Raw genomic sequence first — 17344 nt, forward strand, 5'->3', positions numbered from 1 at the left:
TTCCCTTAGGATAACGATTGAATGAACGCCGGATTTTTCAGGAAAGGTCTGGCAAAGCCGAACAAATTTACTTTGCTGTTTTGGTATACCTGTTTCATATCGGCAATGGTACGGATGCCCCCTGTTAAAATCACGGGGATATCTACTGCCTCAGACAGTTTGATTGCCGCCTCTTTATAATAGAGCCGTTCGTTGGCCTTGTGCTTACTCCATTGGTCGCCGCTGACCTCAATTGCATCGATCCCTGCCTGGGCAAGCTGGACTGAGATTTTCAGAAAATCTTCTATTTCAAGTCCATTTGGTACCTCATCAGAGGAATTCATCTTGACCCATACAGGATAGTCCTTTCCAACATTTTTGCGCACAGCCTCATAGACCTCTAACAGAATACGGAGACGGTTTTGGACAGATCCGCCATACTCGTCAGTTCTCTGATTAAATAATGGAGAAATGAACTGTGCCAGCAAATAGCCATGGGCGCAGTGAAGCTGCACACCATCGAATCCGGCTGCCTTTACACGTCCGGCAGCGTCCGCAAAAGAACGAACCACATCCTGGATTTCATCTTTTGTCATTTCTTGCGGTGTTATGCCCGAGGCAGGATGAACAATCGCAGATGGGCCGAGGATCTTAGCCCTTTCCGGGTATCCCTGACTCAAAGAAGACCCATGCACGATCTGCATCACAATCTGTGTATCATAGGTATGAACCGTATCGGTCAAATCACGGTATGCTTCAACAAAGCTGTCATTGTAGATGCCTAACTGATGTTTATCCGGTTGTTCATATTCTGTGATGTAGGTGTAGCTGGTGATGATTGTGCCGACCCCGCATAAAGCCAAATTCCGATAGATGGACTTGGTGGCTTCGGTGGGAAATCCTTCTTTGGTAGCCTTTCCTTCGTAAGTAGCAGAGCGTAAAAAGTGATTTTTTACGTCCAAACTGCCAATTTGCGTTTTATCAAATAAATTCATAAACCCACTCCTCGTATAATAGTATTAGATCCACCGGATAGCATAATTTCCAGTTGAAGAATAGCGATCCGGGGAACCGGTTCCCAGTTTTGAAGAATCTCTTCATTCGCAAACTTGTAGTCCATGTTTAATCTGTAAGGCGCGCGATTATAGATTGTGGTCAAATCATTTTGTTGTTTGATTTGTTTCTTCAAAACTAGATGGTAAAACTTTTTAATTGAATATAGAGCACTTTTGGAAATCAGTAATCCTGGTTACTATGGCGTTTAAATATAATACGCTCAGGGTATATGACCCATAACAGGATGCTTGAATTCCTTAGTGATTGGAAACCAGCCAGCCAGAGTAGAAATACTAGCTGTTGCTTGGCTGGTTTTTTGTTGCCTTTTTGTTCTCTTTTTGCTGTCTTTTTTATTGCTTTATTCTGTCTTGTTTCTTGGACCTGCTCATGGGACAATGGGATCGACAGGTACTTTTCGGGAGATTTCTGTCACTCCTTGCGGATCCTGCTGGATACTGCTTTATAAAGCCTGCCACCCGTGGTCCATCATCGAGTATCTAACCGCTAGTTGCACCGGGTCAGGAATTCGGGGGTAGCACCCAAGCTGTCGTTTTCCTGTTCATGAGTTCTGATGACGAGGCTGCTTTAGATGGTTCCCATGGGCACCCAGGTCTGAGAAGTATTTGATTATTTATCGAAGGGAGGTGTGGATATGGCAAATCTTATGGTAGGAATTGACGTGAGCCTCCGCTCTCATTCTGTGCAGTTCATGAATGATTCCGGTGATGCTCTTGCTTCCTTTTCTATTCCCAACGATTTAAACGGGGCTGAAACTTTATTGCAACGTATCCTTCAATCTGCTGTCAAATATCAGACTAGTCTTGTTCGTGTTGGTATGGAGGCTACTTCTAATTTGGGCTGGCATTTAGCCCATTTTCTCAATGCCGGGCTCCACGAAGTTACTGATTTTCAGTCTCAGGTTTTTGTACTTAATGCAAGAAAGGTAGCTCGTTTCAAGAAAGGATATGATTGTCTTCCTAAAAATGACCGTATTGATGCCTGGGTGATTGCGGACCAACTTAGATTTGGCCGTCTTCCTCATGAATTGACTTCGTGCATTCAATATGAAGCTCTTCAGCGACTTACACGAACCCGCTTTCATCTGATGCAAAGTATCGCCCGAGACAAAACCTACTTTCTCAATCAGGTCTTCCTTAAATTCAGTGGTCTGCGCCAGGACAACCCTTTTTCCAATATGTTTGGGGCTACCTGCCTGGCAGTTTTGCAAGAACTTGAGCCTGAACAGATTGTTTCCATGTCCATTACTGAATTGGTGGATTTTCTAAAGGAAAAAGGGAAAAACCGTTTTGATAACCCTGAAGAGTTAGCTTTATTCTTACAAAAACTGGCTCGCTCTTCATATCGCCTTGATAAGGCCATGGCTGATCCTGTTAATCTTTCTTTATCGGTCATGCTTACTGTAATTCAGACCATGGAAAAAGAAGTCACTAAGATCGATAAAGAAATTGGAAAGATCATGAAATCTGTCCCTGAAACTTTGTCTTCAGTCAAAGGCATTGGTCCTGTATTTGCTGCCGGTATTATTGCTGAAATTGGTGATATTAATCGCTTTGACAATCATAATGCCCTGGCTAAGTATACAGGCCTTGTTTGGTCCCAATATCAATCCGGAGAATTTGAAAGCGATGAAACTAAGCGATTACGTACCGGCAACAAGTATCTGCGTTACTATTTGGTACAAGCTGCCAACCTTGTTCGTCGCTATGATAGTGATTACGCCGCCTTTTATGCTAAAAAGTATTCTGAAGCTTTGAAACATCAGCACAAACGTGCTCTCGTCTTAACTGCCCGAAAATTGGTACGGTTGGTCTTTATGCTACTAAAGACCAACAAACTGTACACACCACCAGAAAGGAGAGATTAACTCTTTTTCCTAACTGGGTCTTCTTATATCCTTTCACCGTCTTACATTTATTGGTATTTGGTGCGAGGTTTATTTGGGTTACCCTTTTTTAGCAGAACTTTTCATGTTCCCTTATTTTTTTTCCAATTTCTCATTTTTTTAATGTTGACATTTTACCGCTAGGCTTCCTTGTGATTGTCATGGAGGAGGTTTTGTCCCTCTTTTCGAATTCATTATCTCATAGTAAGAAAAGGACGAATATGTGGGTTTGATTTGACGCTTACTGATATATGTTGTGAAGTATTCGCGATAACAGTGACCAGAAAAAACCGTTAAATAGAACGAAGACAGGGGGACGAAGGGAGGGTGTTATTTGAAACATAAAGTATTACTCGTTGATGATGAAAAAGGCATCGTTACAATGATGAAAAATTATTTTGAAATGTCAGGATACCAAGTATATTCTGCTTATGATGGTAAAGAAGCACTTGAAAAGATTATATGTCAACCGGACATTATTCTGCTTGACATCAATATGCCGGAAATGGATGGCATCTCTGTTTGCCAGCGCATTCGTGAACATATTTCCTGTCCGATTCTTTTTCTTACTGCACGAATCGAAAGTAAGGATAAGATTATAGGATTGCAGGCCGGTGCGGATGATTACATTGTTAAGCCCTTTGACATAGATGAGTTGGGTGCACGTGTGGAAGCTCACTTGCGCCGGGAACAGCGAAAGCAGGACCAGTCTGTTGTGCGGTTTTTTGACGAGCTAGCCATCGACTATTTAAAGCGAGAGGTAAGGGTAAATAGTAATCTTATCCCATTGTCAAAAAGGGAATTTGAGATTGTTGAGCTGCTTTCCATGAATACTGGGCAAGTCTTTGACCGGGAAAGGATTTACGAAGCTATATGGGGCATCGATGGTGACGGCAGCAGTGATACCATCATGGAGCATATCCGAAAAATTCGCTCAAAATTAGCCGTGTATACCCGGCACAGTTATATTGATACGGTATGGGGGGTGGGTTATAAGTGGAACGGCTGAAGCAGATGAGTTTAAAAAAGACATTTTTTTGCTTGACGATGCTGTTTTTACTTATCGCCCTCGTCTTAAGTACTTTTTCTGTAATAGGCATCGGCAAAATTTCACAGGAATACGGAACTTCATTAGAAATGAAAATCGACGGCAACGGTGTTATAATTCCGCCTGCAGCAACGGCTGATAATGCTGTTCCCCTTTGGTATCACGCCTTAGGGGTTTTACAATTGGCACTTCCTGTTCTTTTTGTAACAGCAGGCTTGATATCATCCAGTCTAGTATTTTATCGCCTGAAGATCAAAAATCCCCTTGAAGAGTTGCAAGCCGGGGCAGAGCGGATTATGCAAAACGATTTAGATTTTTCTATCCAAGCTATTTCCCAAGACGAGTTGGGACAGCTCTGCAATTCCTTTGAAAAAATGCGTCGCCAGCTTTTGCAAAATAATAGGGAGCTTTGGCGGCAAATGGAGGAGCGCAAGCGCCTCAATGCGGCTTTCTCTCATGATCTACGCAATCCGGTTACCGTACTAAAAGGCTCTGCCAAGCTACTTAAAAAGGGACTAGCCAATGGTACATTATCACCCCCAAATGCCCAGGACTCCGTAGCAATGATCGAGGAATATACTGGGAGAATTGAAACGTATATTGAAGCCATGAGCAGCGTACAACATCTGGAGGAGTTACAATGTGTCCTAAAAAAAATTAATTTGGAAACATTGATTAAGGAGTTATCAGATAGTGCCCGTCTGCTTACAATGGATTCCGGCATTATAGTAGAAGTAAAAGCAGAAGACCAATTTGAAACTCTGAAAAAAAATGTATGGCTTGACAAGGCAATTGTATTCAATGTAGCGGAAAATCTTATTGCGAATACAGTGAGATTCGTAAAAACTAAAATCCAGATCAGCTTAAGACTAGAAGCGGAAATGCTTATATTGTCCGTACAGGATGATGGGCCGGGATTTCCGCATGCAATCCTGCACAAGGTAGCAAAGCCATTTCTTCGCGGTGATGAAGGTAACGACCACAGCCCCCATTTTGGCATGGGACTCTATATTTGTCGGCTGCTATGCGAAAAACACAATGGTTCATTGCAGCTGCAAAACACTAAAGACGGGGCTTTGGCTACAGCAAGATTTAATATTTCTAAAACTTGAGTAATTTTTGAGAATTGCTTGATAAACTCTCCTTATCAACGAAAGGAGAGTGTTTTTTTATGATAATTGAAGGAAAAGACTTATCAAAATATTATGGGAGCGGTGAAAGCAAGGTGGTCGCTCTCAACAAAGCAAATCTCGAAATTGCAGCAAGTGATTTTATTTCCATTATGGGCCCATCCGGCAGTGGAAAAAGCACACTGCTTCATATAATCAGCGGATTGGATACGCCAACCTCCGGGACTGTTACATTTGACGGAAAGGATATTTACAAAACGGATGATCAAGAGCTTTCGGCTTTTCGCCGTCGCAGGATTGGCTTTATCTTTCAACAATTTAATTTATTGCCCGTATTGACTGCAAAAGAGAATATTATCATGCCCCTACTTTTGGACAAGCGTCAGCCGGATGAAGCCTATTTGAAGGAAATTACCGAACTTTTAGGAATCACCAACCGATTATCCCATCTGCCCAGCGAGCTTTCGGGAGGACAACAGCAACGTGTTGCCATTGCCCGCGCATTGATTGCAAAGCCAGATGTTATCTTTGCGGATGAACCCACAGGTAATTTGGATAGCAGGAGCGGTAATGAGGTTATGGAAATGCTTAAAAACATTTGGAAGGGATTTGGCAAAGCACTGGTCATCATCACACATGACAGCCGCATAGCACAAATGGCAGATCGGCAGTTTGCTATTGTGGATGGAGTGCTTTCGGAGGTGACAGCACGATGAAATCTTATCATGCACTTGCCTGGAAAGAGCTAAAAACTCAAAAAATAACATCCACGCTCATTCTAATTGCCATTATACTGTCTACTATGATGACAACGGTGATTGGTCAGTCTTGGGGAATTTTACAGGCCTTACGGGAGCAGCAGGCCGGAATGTTAAATGGAAACCGATACGCAACATTCCACAACTTGACTGAGGAGCAAAAACTATTTCTTGAGAAAGATGACCGGCTCTCTTTTGTCGGCAGTAATATGACTCTTGGCACAGCAAAGCTAAAGAACAGTGGAATCTCATTACAGCTTAGAGAATATGACGAGCAAGACTTATCAGTTTATCCAACTGTTACACAGCTTAGCAAAGGGCATCTCCCGCAGAAAGCAGGAGAAATCGCCTTGCCCCAGGATGCACTTGATTACTTGGGGTTTTCCGGTGACATTGGCGATACGGTTACACTTAGTTTAAGCATTTCACTCCTTCAGGACACAGAAGAAGCTTATGAATATCAAGCGGAATTTACCTTGTGCGGAATATTGAGAAGCAATTATATTGGCTACAGCTCAGGAGTTGTTACCGGAATTGCCGGAGAAGGAACTGCAGAGAAATGGCTTTCGGAAAAGTATAAGCTCTATTCGACGGATTTTCGCACGGCAGATAAGGGTGGCTTCCAACAGACCGTCAGCGATCTTGCTGATAAGGTTGGGGTTCCCAAGAGCCGCATCCAATACAATTGGCTCTACCTGAGCGCATTAGGCATTGACTATAGTGAGAGCGATAGTGATGAAAGCAAAACCAGTGGTTTTTCCTATATGACTGTGGCCGGTATTATGATTGGTGCATTGGTCTTATTGGCAGCAGGTCTTGTTATCTACAACATTCTGAAAATCGCGGTGAGTAAACGAATAAAGGAATATGGGACTCTACGGGCAATCGGCGCCCATCAAGGACAGCTTTATCGTTTGGTTGCAGAAGAGCTAATCCTGCTATGCCTTGCAGGTATTCCTATAGGTGCTATTCTAGGCGTAATATCAGCCGGTGGTATCACAAAAGCGGCTACCAGCCTGTTCTCCCCGGAAATCTTCATGGTGCAAAGCATTCAAGAGCTTGATAAATTGATCGCACAGAATAGTACAGGGAAGCTGCTTCCTCTGCTTGTTAGCGCAGCGATTACTTTAGTATTCGCCTTTATTGCTGCCATGCCTGCCGCACGATATGCCGCCAGGGTCTCACCCACCGTCGCCATGCATGGGATAACAAGTAAAGTGAAGCGGAAAAATCGAAAGGATAAGCATATCCGTAATTTTGAAGCATTTTATGCAAGATTAAATCTCAAACGAAATACTGCTCGAACTGCTATCACAATCCTGTCACTAGTGATGAGCATTACGGTGTTTGTGGCGATCCAATCCTTTTCCGGCTTGCTTGATGCTTCTCAAGATGTACAAAAGCTTCATTTAGGGGATTACTCCATTACGAATGATACAATTGGTTTTAATCCATCTGTTGTGGAGGATTTAAAATTGCAGCAAGGGATTTCTTCTGTATCCACCTTAAAATATAGCCTTTATAAGCAGGAAAGCGACGGCACTCTGCCTATCGAAACAGGATTCAAGTTAAGACCGGCAGAAACGTTGCAAATTATAGGAGTCGATGAGGAACGTCTGAAATCACTTATGCCAGCACTCACCAAAGACGAGATGCAAGAGTTGAAGGATGGAAAAGCCTGCTTAATCAAAAACCCCATTGCCATAGCTTATGAAGGAAAACAAACAGAAACAACCTCTTTCACAGCCGGGGATACTATTTCAGTTGCTAATAATGAACTGAAGGTATTCGGAAATAGTGATGCTGTCGGATTGGATAACGAAGGATTTGTAAACGGCGTTCAAGTGGTGGTGTTTGATACGGTTTATGATCAGCTGACAGGAAAGAACACCTATTCAGAACTGTACCCGATTTTAGAAGATGGAGCGAATACCCAAGCTGTGGAGCAAAAAATAGAGCAAATCTGCAATCAAACAGCAGGAAGCCGTTGGCTTTCTTATCAGAACACTGATAGACAGTTGGAAGAAAGCTATCAGCAAATTAGGCTGATTGCATGGGGGCTGATACTCTTTATCGGGTTAATTGGACTCTTGAACATCATTAATACGACCTACACCAATATTCACACCCGTATCAACGAAATCGGGATGCAGCGTGCAATCGGCATGAGTACGGCAAGCCTGTATAAGACCTTTCTGTGGGAAGGTGCCTATTACGGTATAATAGCTGGTGCTATTGGGGCTGTGGCAGGATATATTTGCACCATCTTTGTAGAAGCAGCTGCAACAGATCAACTTGTGTTTGTGGCTGTGCCGATTTCCCCCATTATTCAAGCAGCCTTCGCATCTATTGTTGCCTGTCTGATTGCGACCTGTATTCCCCTCAGCCAGATTGCAAAGATGAGCATCGTGGATTCCATTGAAACTGTTGAATAAAGCTTGCAGAGAAAGTATTAAGAAAAACAGTCAGTTAGAGACAATGAATATCCAAGACCTTGAGTAGGCGCATGTTATGAGCATTCGATTGGCATAAGCCTTTTACGCTCTCGGAGCGAATTTATAATTTACGAAGGAGTATATCAAAATGGGAAAAGCTATTGTTGCAGCAATTATAACTCTTGTATTAGGGCTTCTTATAGAAGCTTATTTAGGTGTAGGAGATTATCAAGGAATAGGTACGATTTCGAGTGTAGCTATTATGGGTGGATTTATAATTTATTTCAACGAAAAGAAGAAATAAACTTCACTCAAACTAGGCACATTATGAGCATGATCTCCATCAAACAAAATTAAAGCTAATAAGGCTATTTTACTTGTCTGCTTTTTTGCTGCTTTTTTTCTGGATTCTGGAGGGAATAAGGGATTCACGGTTTGTATTTCGGATTACTCATGGAAAATTCAACCTCGCCTTGAGAATTGGCAAGTGTTGCGTCTTTAATCCTATTTTTCTTTAAATGTTTAAACAGGTTATCATACAGCAGGGTACGGATATCCCCGTAGTTTGTATAATGCTTGAAGATTTTGTCTGCAAGCCCTTTGATCTCCCTACCGGATACGGGCATCGTACAATATTCCCTAATTGATGGATCGAATTCCGAGCCATCTCCTGCTTGTTGGTATTTCTCCAGGATATACCTGCCGCTATTATCTTTGCGATAGGTGATTGCCGCTGGAATGATGCTGCCCCCTTCTTGCGATAAAGTGTTGCCAAAAAGTTTATACCTTGCACTATAAGTGGTCACGAAGACCTTTAGCAGATCCTCTTCCTCGTAGCTAGCAAAAATTTTTGGAGCGACAATTATAAAACCGCCTCTTTTATTAGAGGCTGAATCTCTTTCTATTTCGGTATCATAGACAAGCTTTTCGATTCTGTCCTGACCGTCATACTCATAATTTGGCAGCAGAATTTCTTGGCGTATGGATAGGGCACTGTACCATTCCTGTGGGGACAGAGATTCGTCGGTAACGTTATTACGTGCGCCCAGAAGTTCCTTGCACACCCTCATCATGATCTGCCCGCGCAGTCCTTCGGCGTTTCCGGCCTCAAACTGGGTCAGCATGTATTGCAGGGCATCCTCTCCGCCATATTTAAAAAAGTTTTCATATTCGTTCTGATGAGCATTGATATAATCCTGGGGATTGGAAGAAGTTTTTGGTGAGGACATAATGATACTTATGTTGTCCTCTACTAATTTCGCAATATCGGTAGTATCAGAGTCCATATCAGAGTCCATATCAGAGGCTCCACCATTATTGATATCATTATTTTGTTTGCTATCACGTATTCCATTTATCCATTCCATCAGCCGGTAGCCTTCGGCATAGGGGAGTCCCCATAATTCTGTTTTGCCATTTTCTAAGGAGCAGTTAAGGGCAAGTTTATATTCATATTCTCCGTGAAAAACATCCCAATCTTTATGGTTGTAAATCATCAATGAATATGTTTTTGCTGCTCCTTGCTCATTTGCCGAAACTGTCAGGGTATTGATGATGGGGTAGAGCTCTCCATAAGAAGGTTGATACTCTTCGGCAATATTGCTTCTTTTAGCGGTATTGATCATATTTATGATCTCAACCCAGTCCGCAGGATCAATGCTAACTGTATTTTTCCTATCATCTAACCCTGAAGTCAAGGTCATACTCTCTATATTCTCCAAGGTTAAATTCGCATATCTGGGTTGGGGATTTGATAAGAGTGTGATACCGGCGCCTATTAAGACAACGACGGAAGCAATCATCACCCAAAATACAGGCTTTTTATAATTTATTACGTTCTTAATCCTTGCCTTTACATGGCTTTCCCCAAAGGCCAGAGGGTTGGCCGTAAAAAGTCCGCTTCTTTTTAACGAAAGTGAAAGCAAAGAAAGGGAATAACCGCCCTTGGCATCCTGATTCATCTTTTGTAAAACCCTTTCATCACAAGACATCTCCATGTCCCGGCTCATAAGCGCAAAGGACAACCACATCAGCGGATTAAACCAATGGAGAATGAGGGCGAAAAATGCAAGGGGTTTAATGAGATAATCCTTTCTTTGGATATGCGTGCGTTCGTGTTCCAGTATGTAGGAAAGGTCGGCGTCTCCGACACCTACAGGCACATATATTTTTGGATGAATAAACCCGCAGACAAAAGCTGTGCCGATCCGGTCTGACTCATAAATATTGCCTTTGACAAGGGTAGCGGTTAGAAGCTGTCTTTTTATTTTTATGTATGAGATCACACTGTACAAAAGCAGGACAACAATTCCTGCAAGCCAGATAAGGCTGAGAACTTCCATCCAGATTTGCATAGGGTTTACGCTTGCGATTGGTGCAGCCTGGGGTAAGGATGAGTTCACTGCGCTATCTATGCTATCCATGCTGCCTGTGCCGGATTGAATAGTAGGTTCCGGCATAAAACCAATGTCCTTGGACACATATTCCAAAACACCGGAATTACTCCGCGAGTCAATATTCAGCAGTCCCAAAAAGCTAAAATCGGAAGTGAAAGACAAGGGGCAGATAAGGCGAATCAGCAGCACAGCCCATAGGGCATAAGAGAAAAACTTTGGAGCTTTCCTTAAAAGCAGGCGGACAAGAATGATGATGACAGCCACATAGGATGCAGTGATGCTCATGTTCAGAATGGTTGTAAACAGTCCTGATAAGGTACTCATTTTACCGCCTCCTCAATAATCTGCTTCAGTTCCTCAGCCTCTTGTTCGGTGATTTTTCGATCGCCAAGAAAAGCAGTTAAGAATTTCGGAAGAGAACCATTAAAGGATTTTTCCACCACTGCATTACTCTCGTACCTTTGCACATCCTCTCGCTTGACAAGTGCGGTCACAACCGCATCCTTATTTTGCAGGATGGCGCGATCAGAGAGTTTTTTTAAAACCGTGTAGGTGGTGGATTTCTTCCATCCGAGCTTGTCTGCACAAAGCCGTACCAATTCTGTTGAATTGATTGGCTCGTTGTCCCAAATAATACTCGCAAATTTATACTCTGCATCAAACAGTTTATATTTTTCCATGCGTGATAAAACCTCCTCGAGTCTACCGCGATAAACCTCGCCTTTAGTTTACTGCAATAGACCTTATCTGTCAAGAAAAGCCTGCGGATGGAAGAATAAAAGAAAGCCGAGAAAAAGTGAAATTGAGAAAAACTTGAGATTTACATGTAATACTATTCCTTCTGCAAAGCAGTTCCACCGTGAACATAGCGGCTCCCCGCACCTGGTTGTATTTTCTTATACCTCAGCTGATTTGATGTAGTCTTTTCAATAAAGCGCATTAGGCATTGACTAATGCTTTATAAACGGTGTTCAAGTGGTGGTGTTTGATACTGTTTATGATCAGCTGACAGGGAAACACCACCATAAAAAAACACCCGTCAGCTCATAAGGCTGAAAGGTGGGTGTACTGCAAAATAGATAGGAAAATGTAAAATCTTATGATAATATGATAATATGATAATATGATAATATAATCATATTATCATATTATCTTGGAAGGGTGTCAAGGATTGTCAAGGGGACGTTTCGTTTGCCATTTTAACCGGAAAGCCGGAAGAAACATACCCTTGGTTTAAAGCAAATAGTTCTAAGGTGGTGTCATAAATGCAGTCAATGGAAGGAAAAGTAGGGAGAATATTTTTTCTCAGGATGGAGGATGGTGATCTTATCCCCCAATGTATCGAGGACTTTGCCCGGGAAAAAGAAATTAGATTTGGGTGGGTTACTTTAATCGGTTGTCTGGAAAAGGGAAACGTAGCTATGGGGCCTAGGGATGGAGGGGAAAGTCCTCCTCAGCCTATGATGATACCTATTGACGGCGTCCATGAAATGATAGCAATTGGCTTTATTGCTCCAGGTCTGCAAGGGAAACCTGTTTTGCATATACATGGAGCTTTGGGTCGAGCAGGTCAATCAAAGGCAGGTTGCTTAAGAGATGGGATTTCTGTCTGGTGCTATGGGGAAGCGGTAATCAATGAAGTTACCGGAATTGAAGCCAAAAGAATAATTGATGAAAAGACGGGATTTGTTTTATTGAAGCTTGATCAGGATAGTTAAATAGGGAAAAGCCAGGGGGACGTATCCCTTGGCTTTTCGTCATTCAAAACAATCAGAAGGGTGATCAAATAAGGATCAGCTACCTGCCTGATTATAACACGGCATCCACCAGCCTTTTGGTGTATGCTTTTTGGGGATCCATGATAATCTCATCAGGGGTTCCTTCTTCGATTAATTTACCCTGGTACATCACCAGGATCCGGTCGGAGATTTCCTGTACCAAGGCAAGGTCATGGCTGATAAACAAATAAGACATGCCCGTTTCATTTCTTAAGCGCCGGATCAGGGTGATGATTTGAGCTTGGATTGTGACATCCAATGCGCTGGTGGCTTCATCGCAGATCAGCCGCTTTGGAATGATGGCAACAGCCCGGGCGATAGAAGCCCGCTGGCACTCACAGCCGCTGACCTAATTGAAAAATCGGCCGGCTAATTCCCTGGTCAGGCCGCAGATCCCCATGTATTCCTCGGTCAGATGATTTGCTTGCCGGCTTTTGAACCCCTGGTTGATCAAGCCCTCCATGTTGCTTTCTCTGAGAGATAGTCTGAGATTAAAAGACTCCAGGGAAGATTGAAACACCATCTGAATTCTTTGTCACCCCTGACACCTCTGGCCACTTTGGCGCCTTTAGCTTGACCTGGACAGTCTTTTCTTGCGGCGGGATGATATCCTCACCTTCCAATAGAATTCTTCCCGTATCCGGTTTTTCTAGACGGGCAATCAGCCTGGCCAGGGTGCTTTTGCCGCATCCGTTTTCTCCAACCAAACCCAGGCATTCTCCCTGATAGATTTGAAAGCTTGTCTCACGGACTGCCTGAACCCAACCTCTGTCAACGGGGAATGATTTGCTAATCCCCCGGGCTTCCAGTAATTTATTTTTATTTACTATATCTGTAATTTATTCCGTACTTTCCATATTTCCTATGTTTTTAATGTCATTTATACCATTCAAGCTGTTCATACTCTTCATGTCACCCAAACCGATTATCGGATTTTCAACTCCGGTCAAGGGAGTAACTGTTAAACCTGAATCTGCCCATATGGGAGAACCGCTCAATATAAGCGCGGACTATTTTCCTGGTGATAAGGCAAATATTGAATTAATGCCTACTCATCCTGAAGAACTCAAGATGGAGCGGATCAAGGTTAAAACTGTACCCTCATTTGACGGGAGTATGGATTGCTCTTTTATTTTATCCCAACCAATAGGCACAACCGCAGATGGCTCACCTGTAGAAATCTGTGCCGGAGAATGGACTTTGGTTGTCAGAACAGACAAAACGGTGATAGAACATAATTTTACCATCTTGGAATGACAAAAAATGATCTTTTTCCTGTATCAATAGTTTTGCTCTCAAAAAAAAACTCAGCAGTCAGATAATCACTGATTGCTGAGTTTTTTTAAAAACCTTAATCATTTTAACTTATGAATTATTGTTATGTAATAAATAACCTATTGGTTTTTTAAATGGATTTGATTGAATTACCGAACTATTGCAAATTAGACATTTATATAAACGAGAAGTAAACTATCATTAATCAGTTATAAAAATAAGTAACGTTGTCAAAAAAGCAACAAGGAGGATTTAAAAAATGGGGAAGCTTAATGAACACGAATTTCAAGCATACTTAAAACAAATCAGGGAATTAACAGAAGGCACCTTCGATGCAATGCAAAAAGATATTGAAGTTACTAATGTGTTTCCTGAGGAGTTCTATCAGTTGGGTATTAAAAATGACTTGTATCGTTGCTCACTTCCATCAGAATATGGTGGATGGGATCTCTCTGAAACTGAAATCCTGAAGATTCAAGAAGAATTTAGTCGCGGCCCGGGGGGAATGCGTATGCATCTGCATTACGCCATGGATTTGAACTGGCGCCCCTTGTACGACTTCGGCACCGAGGAGCTTAAAGCAGAATTAATGCCCGGTTTCCAAGACAGATCCGTCTTTACTTGCTGGGCAGTCACTGAAGAAACTGGCGGAACGGGTGCGGATATTAAAACTCTTGCTGTAAAAGACGGAGATGATTATGTTATCAACGGGGAAAAGTTTTTAATTTCCCACACAGACTGCTGCAATTATGCATATATTACCTGCCTTACCGATCCTAATGCCGATAAGGAGCACCGTCTTTCTACTTTCATGGTTCCCTGCGACACCCCGGGCTACGAGGTCACTCCCATGCCACACATGATGGGTTGCCGGGGTTCAGGACATACTGGCTTAAAGTTTACTGACATGAGAGTCAATAAAAAATACTTGCTCGGCAAAGAAGGTGATGGTCTTCACATTTCTATTCACTCCCTGTCTGTTTCCCGTGTCCATATCGCAGCCAGTAATTTGGGTATGGCTCAACGTATGTTGGAAATATCCTTAAAACGGGCCCATGATCGGGTTACCTTTGGCAAACCTATTATCGAACGACAAGCTATTCGGATGAAGATTGCTGATATGGCTACTTATACACATGCTCTGCGTACCATGGTATATGACTTTGCTAAGGACTACGAAAAAGATCCCAAGGGAGAATACATTGAAGAGAAAGCTGCTATGTGCAAACTTTTCAGTATCCATGTTACCAAATTGGTAAGTGATGAAATGCTGGAGATCTTTGGCGGTATTGGCTATTTCGAAGATTGTGAATATGGTCCCGTAGAGCGCCTTTACCGGGATGCTCGCGCAATGTGGTTAGAGGAAGGGACTCCAACCGTTCAACGTATTACTATTTCCCGTCAGACAATTAAACACGGTGGTGTCTTAGAGTACAACTCTTAATTTTAAGGAATCTATGGATATGCCAGAGGGCATCGGGTTGACGCCGGTGCCCTTTTTTAAGCAAGCCGTATCTGCAATCAGATCGGTTCCAAGATTCAGAGTGTACTGGGAGGGCTGAAAATTGGCAGGACAGGAATTTGGACACTTAAGAAGCAGGGCAGCTAGAAAACCCTGGCCGGAATGCCCGGAAATCCTGATCTACCGCTGTAATCAATGCGGTAAGCTTTACCAAGGGTTGGGCTATGATGTGCCACCTCAAGAACCTATCTGCTGTGCTGCCTCCATGGAACAGCTGAAGCCGCTGCATCTGAAGGATGTGGCGCCCGAGATTGATGTAGATTACAAGATTGTTGGTGGTTTCAACCAAAGTGCGGTGCAGGTGTTCTGGGAAACGAAACAGCCGGGGGAAAGACCTGAGTGGGTTTTACTTAAGACATTTACCGGTGGTTATATGAAGTATGTTAATTCAAAGAAGCAGCCACCTCTGATTTTTCCTTTATCCGATGAGGACGCTTATGTTTATTGCGACAGAATTATCTGTCAAGAGTGTGTATTTCGTTGCAAACGTGGTTTTATTATCTATTTTTATACTAAAACCAGAGGACTATTGGAAGTTCCCTTGGAAAAGATTGCGGACTTCTTTAAGTCAACCAAGGAGATTTGAGACAGTTCTCACAAATCAATAGAAGATATTTATAGAAATATTCAAAATACCGAACATTTATGAATTAGACCCTTATGTATAAAAAAAGCATACTGAAAGCAATCTAGAAGTTAAAAAATAACAAGGGAGGTAGTAGAGGAATCAATGGATAAATTAAAGGCCAAAACTTCTATTAGTTATAATTTAAGGAGGGACACAAATGGAACAAAAGATCGGCAATAAACGCTGGCTCGTCATCGCTTTACTTGTTATATGTTATACATTTATGTATTTTGGTCGTTCTGCAGTGTCAATCGCGGGTCCAGCAATGATGGAAAGCAATAACTGGAATGCGACACAGTTTGGTTTGGTATCAACTGCATTTTTTATAGGTTATGCAATGACGATGCTACCGGCTGGTGCGCTAGCTGATCGATTTGGTGCGACTAAGGTCATTGTGGCCGGAACATTATTTTGGTCGATATTTACATTTTTCAGCCCCTTTGGTGGTACGATAGGTGCTTTTATGTTCATCCGTGTCTTAGTTGGAATGGGTCAAGGAGTTACGTTACCATCAGCTTCTTCGCTGGTATCGAAATGGGTGCCCAAAAAAGAAGCCGGTTTAGCACAGGGATTGACACTGGTTGGTGTTCCTTTGGGAACGGCTTTAACGATGCTTGTCGGAGTTCAACTGATCAAGTACTTCAGCTGGCAAACAATTTTTTATTCATTTGCATTTCTAGGACCCATCTGGACGGTGATATGGCTGTTATTCGGTAAAGACAGGCCTGAATTAGATCCCAAGATCAGCAAGTCTGAATTGGATTATATCAAATCTGATCAGGGATCTAATCCTGGGGCCAGTCAAGGGGTGAGTTTATCTAATAATGATATTTTCAAGAACAAATCGGTGTGGGGTGCAACAATAGCTTACTTTTGCTACAACTATGTTTTTTACCTGCTTCTAACCTGGCTACCGACATATTTAGTACTGGGTCGTGGCTTTACTTTAGTGAAAAGTGGGTACTTTACCATGATTCCCTATATCGTTGCAATTTTCACGTACCCTTTGGGTGGTGTATTAGCTGACCTTGCTTCGAAAAAATACGGACAAAATGTTGGTCGGAAGATGTTTCCGATAATAGGTTTAGTTGTTGGTGGATGCGCTCTGTTTGTTGGGGCTCAGGCAAGCAGTGCAGGTATGGCCATCGTTTTAATCGCCGCGTCTATGGGTTTCCTAACCCTAACTCAGGGAGGTTTTTTCTCAATGCCGATTATCTTTGCTCCAAGAAATGCAGGCAAAATTGTTGGTTTATATGGGTTTATCGGCACATTTGCCGGAATTTCAGCACCACTTCTTACAGGTCTTGTTGTAGACTCCTACGGATATAATTACGCATTGTTTTTAGGAGCGGGGATGGCTTTGCTTGGAGCAGTATTCTTGTTGACCATCTGTAAGGTTAAGCCCATTGAACCCCAAATTTAAGGTTAAATTTTTA

The 17344-nt window shown here is 42.5% G+C and carries 16 protein-coding genes; 11 read left to right on the top strand and 5 right to left on the bottom strand.

Annotated features, from left to right (window positions below; genetic code table 11):
* Nucleotides 1-5: 5 nt before the first annotated feature.
* Nucleotides 6-974, bottom strand: coding sequence for an NADH:flavin oxidoreductase (locus CEQ75_RS10440; protein ID WP_089610440.1), 969 nt, complete (start codon nucleotides 972-974; stop codon nucleotides 6-8).
* 713 nt (nucleotides 975-1687) lie between these two features.
* Between CEQ75_RS10440 and CEQ75_RS10445 the strand changes: the two genes are divergently transcribed.
* The 6 genes from CEQ75_RS10445 to CEQ75_RS18375 all read left to right on the top strand — a co-directional run bounded on the left by CEQ75_RS10445 (nucleotide 1688) and on the right by CEQ75_RS18375 (nucleotide 8613).
* The gene (locus CEQ75_RS10445) at nucleotides 1688-2920 is read left to right on the top strand and encodes an IS110 family RNA-guided transposase (protein ID WP_089608955.1); all 1233 of its coding nucleotides are present in this window, start codon (nucleotides 1688-1690) and stop codon (nucleotides 2918-2920) included.
* 352 nt (nucleotides 2921-3272) lie between these two features.
* The gene (locus CEQ75_RS10450; RefSeq protein ID WP_089610442.1) at nucleotides 3273-3947 is read left to right on the top strand and encodes a response regulator transcription factor; all 675 of its coding nucleotides are present in this window, start codon (nucleotides 3273-3275) and stop codon (nucleotides 3945-3947) included.
* Nucleotides 3935-5098 carry a HAMP domain-containing sensor histidine kinase gene (locus CEQ75_RS10455; protein ID WP_089610444.1) on the top strand — a complete coding sequence of 388 codons (1164 nt, stop codon included), beginning with the start codon at nucleotides 3935-3937 and terminating at the stop codon, nucleotides 5096-5098. Before CEQ75_RS10450 ends, CEQ75_RS10455 begins: the two co-directional genes overlap by 13 nt.
* A 59-nt stretch (nucleotides 5099-5157) precedes the next feature.
* Entirely contained in the window at nucleotides 5158-5832 is a 675-nt protein-coding gene (locus tag CEQ75_RS10460) for an ABC transporter ATP-binding protein (RefSeq protein ID WP_089610446.1), read from the top strand.
* Complete coding sequence (locus tag CEQ75_RS10465; protein ID WP_089610448.1) at nucleotides 5829-8309, top strand: FtsX-like permease family protein; 2481 nt, start codon at nucleotides 5829-5831, stop codon at nucleotides 8307-8309. Before CEQ75_RS10460 ends, CEQ75_RS10465 begins: the two co-directional genes overlap by 4 nt.
* A 148-nt stretch (nucleotides 8310-8457) precedes the next feature.
* Nucleotides 8458-8613 (top strand): binding-protein-dependent transport permease, encoded by a 156-nt coding sequence (locus tag CEQ75_RS18375; protein WP_157677416.1) that lies wholly within the window; start codon nucleotides 8458-8460, stop codon nucleotides 8611-8613.
* A gap of 124 nt (nucleotides 8614-8737) precedes the next feature.
* Here the strand turns inward: CEQ75_RS18375 and CEQ75_RS18960 are convergent, their stop codons facing one another.
* Together CEQ75_RS18960 and CEQ75_RS10480 are read right to left on the bottom strand one after the other, a co-directional pair.
* Complete coding sequence (locus CEQ75_RS18960) at nucleotides 8738-11029, bottom strand: M56 family metallopeptidase (protein WP_242965105.1); 2292 nt, start codon at nucleotides 11027-11029, stop codon at nucleotides 8738-8740.
* Complete coding sequence (locus CEQ75_RS10480; RefSeq protein ID WP_089610450.1) at nucleotides 11026-11385, bottom strand: BlaI/MecI/CopY family transcriptional regulator; 360 nt, start codon at nucleotides 11383-11385, stop codon at nucleotides 11026-11028. The genes CEQ75_RS18960 and CEQ75_RS10480 overlap by 4 nt, the downstream gene beginning before the upstream one ends.
* A gap of 585 nt (nucleotides 11386-11970) precedes the next feature.
* Between CEQ75_RS10480 and CEQ75_RS10485 the strand changes: the two genes are divergently transcribed.
* Nucleotides 11971-12423, top strand: a complete 453-nt coding sequence (locus CEQ75_RS10485; RefSeq protein ID WP_089610452.1) for a PPC domain-containing DNA-binding protein — start codon at nucleotides 11971-11973, stop codon at nucleotides 12421-12423.
* A 91-nt stretch (nucleotides 12424-12514) separates the two neighbouring features.
* Here the strand turns inward: CEQ75_RS10485 and CEQ75_RS18965 are convergent, their stop codons facing one another.
* Entirely contained in the window at nucleotides 12515-12742 is a 228-nt protein-coding gene (locus tag CEQ75_RS18965; protein WP_242965113.1) for an ABC transporter ATP-binding protein, read from the bottom strand.
* Nucleotides 12743-12974: 232 nt separating this feature from the next.
* On the bottom strand, nucleotides 12975-13190 hold the full coding sequence (locus CEQ75_RS19545) for an ATP-binding cassette domain-containing protein (RefSeq protein WP_242965114.1): 216 nt from the start codon (nucleotides 13188-13190) through the stop codon (nucleotides 12975-12977).
* Nucleotides 13191-13392: 202 nt separating this feature from the next.
* Here CEQ75_RS19545 and CEQ75_RS10495 point away from each other — a divergent pair, with 202 nt between their 5' ends.
* The 4 genes from CEQ75_RS10495 to CEQ75_RS10510 all read left to right on the top strand — a co-directional run bounded on the left by CEQ75_RS10495 (nucleotide 13393) and on the right by CEQ75_RS10510 (nucleotide 17331).
* A complete protein-coding gene (locus CEQ75_RS10495; protein WP_089610454.1) occupies nucleotides 13393-13740 on the top strand; it encodes a hypothetical protein in 348 nt (115 codons plus the stop codon).
* A gap of 277 nt (nucleotides 13741-14017) precedes the next feature.
* Nucleotides 14018-15202, top strand: a complete 1185-nt coding sequence (locus tag CEQ75_RS10500) for an acyl-CoA dehydrogenase family protein (RefSeq protein WP_089610456.1) — start codon at nucleotides 14018-14020, stop codon at nucleotides 15200-15202.
* A gap of 121 nt (nucleotides 15203-15323) precedes the next feature.
* Nucleotides 15324-15866, top strand: coding sequence for a hypothetical protein (locus CEQ75_RS10505; protein ID WP_089610458.1), 543 nt, complete (start codon nucleotides 15324-15326; stop codon nucleotides 15864-15866).
* A 199-nt stretch (nucleotides 15867-16065) separates the two neighbouring features.
* The gene (locus CEQ75_RS10510) at nucleotides 16066-17331 is read left to right on the top strand and encodes an MFS transporter (RefSeq protein WP_089610460.1); all 1266 of its coding nucleotides are present in this window, start codon (nucleotides 16066-16068) and stop codon (nucleotides 17329-17331) included.
* The last annotated feature ends 13 nt before the right edge of the window (nucleotides 17332-17344 follow it).

It is taken from the genome of Dehalobacterium formicoaceticum, assembly GCF_002224645.1.
GTDB classification, from domain to species: domain Bacteria; phylum Bacillota; class Dehalobacteriia; order Dehalobacteriales; family Dehalobacteriaceae; genus Dehalobacterium; species Dehalobacterium formicoaceticum.

What these genes read in the sequence shown, in the direction of transcription:
- CEQ75_RS10500 (WP_089610456.1), top strand. Translation starts at nt 14,018, where the DNA reads ATGGGGAAGCTTAATGAACACGAATTTCAAGCATACTTAAAACAAATC.
- CEQ75_RS10510 (WP_089610460.1), top strand. Translation starts at nt 16,066, where the DNA reads ATGGAACAAAAGATCGGCAATAAACGCTGGCTCGTCATCGCTTTACTT.
- CEQ75_RS18375 (WP_157677416.1), top strand. Translation starts at nt 8,458, where the DNA reads ATGGGAAAAGCTATTGTTGCAGCAATTATAACTCTTGTATTAGGGCTT.
- CEQ75_RS10445 (WP_089608955.1), top strand. Translation starts at nt 1,688, where the DNA reads ATGGCAAATCTTATGGTAGGAATTGACGTGAGCCTCCGCTCTCATTCT.
- CEQ75_RS10485 (WP_089610452.1), top strand. Translation starts at nt 11,971, where the DNA reads ATGCAGTCAATGGAAGGAAAAGTAGGGAGAATATTTTTTCTCAGGATG.
- CEQ75_RS10460 (WP_089610446.1), top strand. Translation starts at nt 5,158, where the DNA reads ATGATAATTGAAGGAAAAGACTTATCAAAATATTATGGGAGCGGTGAA.
- CEQ75_RS10480 (WP_089610450.1), bottom strand. Translation starts at nt 11,385, where the DNA reads ATGGAAAAATATAAACTGTTTGATGCAGAGTATAAATTTGCGAGTATT.
- CEQ75_RS10440 (WP_089610440.1), bottom strand. Translation starts at nt 974, where the DNA reads ATGAATTTATTTGATAAAACGCAAATTGGCAGTTTGGACGTAAAAAAT.
- CEQ75_RS10465 (WP_089610448.1), top strand. Translation starts at nt 5,829, where the DNA reads ATGAAATCTTATCATGCACTTGCCTGGAAAGAGCTAAAAACTCAAAAA.
- CEQ75_RS18960 (WP_242965105.1), bottom strand. Translation starts at nt 11,029, where the DNA reads ATGAGTACCTTATCAGGACTGTTTACAACCATTCTGAACATGAGCATC.
- CEQ75_RS10495 (WP_089610454.1), top strand. Translation starts at nt 13,393, where the DNA reads ATGTCACCCAAACCGATTATCGGATTTTCAACTCCGGTCAAGGGAGTA.